This window comes from Blautia sp. AF14-40 (assembly GCF_003479665.1).
GTDB lineage: Bacteria > Bacillota > Clostridia > Lachnospirales > Lachnospiraceae > Fusicatenibacter > Fusicatenibacter saccharivorans.
The window spans coordinates 1-1378 of sequence record NZ_QUHK01000103.1 but is presented as its reverse complement, the minus strand read 5'-3'; the positions used below and the strand labels follow the sequence as shown (position 1 = coordinate 1378).

The following is a 1378-nucleotide window of genomic DNA, read 5'->3' as shown; positions in this document are numbered from 1 at the left end:
TATGGCGGTGGCTATGTGGGATATGTGGCAGGAAAAGGAAAAAAACACACTTTTAATCTTGCAGAGAGCTTCGCCCGTGAGAAATCGGGTGGAAAGAAAGTAACCTACACCAACCCGATAGCCGTTGCTAAGAATGGGGGCTGGCGGTATGGCTATGGAAATATGTTCTATGTGGAAGTAGTCAATCAGTATTTAGCAGTTCCGCAGGTATCGGGAGAACTGGCACAAAAGGTAATGAATGAAGCGTTGAAATATCAAGGCTGGAAGTATGTGTATGGTGGCAGTAACCCGAATACTTCCTTTGATTGTTCGGGATTGACGCAATGGTGCTATGGAAAAGCTGGTATCTCCTTACCGAGAACAGCACAAGCACAGTATGACGCAACCCAACATCTGCCACTCTCGCAGGCAAAAGCAGGCGATTTGGTGTTTTTCCATTCCACCTATAACGCTGGTTCGTATGTAACACACGTCGGTATTCTTGTTTCGCCGACACAGATGTATCATGCAGGCGACCCGATAGGATATGCAGACCTAAGTAGTAGTTACTGGCAACAGCACTTAATCGGTGCAGGACGAGTAAAACAATAGAAAGGACTTGAAAAATATGTTTAAGAAGAATAAGAAACAGACAGAAACTATCAAAGAACCAAAAGAAAAAAAGGTGCGTACTGTCAAGGTAGGCACACATAAGAAAACCGTGATTGCGTTGTGGGTGGTGCTTGTCGCAAGCGTGAGCTTTGGGGTGTATAAGAATTTTACGGCTATCGACCAGCACACCACCCATGAAAAAGAAATCATTGAACTTTGCTTGCAGGACACCAACGGGATAGAAAATTTCGTGAAAAACTTTGCGAAGTCCTATTACACATGGGATAACAGCAAAGAAGCTATCGAAGCAAGGACGCAGGCAATCAGCGGTTATCTGACAAAGGAATTGCAGGACTTAAATGTAGACACCATTAGAACCGATATACCGACCAGCTCCACGGTTACAGATGTGATTGTATGGCATATCGAGCAGTCGGGAACGGACACTTTTTCTGCTACCTACGAAGTAGATCAGCAGATAAAAGAGGGAGAACAGACAAGCAATGTGAAAGCAACCTATACTGTAAAAGTCTATGTGGACGCAGACGGGGATATGGTAATCGTTCAAAACCCTACCCTTGCACCAGCAGTTGAAAAATCAGACTATGAGCCTAAGACACCAGAAGCAGACGCAAGCGTGGACGCTGATACGGTAAATGACGCTACCGCTTTTCTGGAAACATTCTTTAAGCTGTACCCAACAGCGACGGAAAAAGAGCTTGCTTACTATGTATTGGGAAATGTGATTGAACCTATCGGCAGGGACTACCTTTATTCTGAACTGGTA

2 protein-coding genes are annotated in these 1378 nt (G+C 44.6%); both read left to right on the top strand.

The window, feature by feature from the left end:
- Nucleotides 1–591, top strand: a 591-nt coding sequence (locus DWW13_RS18495; RefSeq protein ID WP_147398352.1) for a C40 family peptidase, incomplete at its 5' end; no start/stop codon positions are given.
- Nucleotides 592–607: 16 nt separating this feature from the next.
- A partial coding sequence (locus DWW13_RS18490) for a conjugal transfer protein (RefSeq protein ID WP_147398351.1) occupies nt 608–1378 on the top strand: 771 nt, incomplete at its 3' end.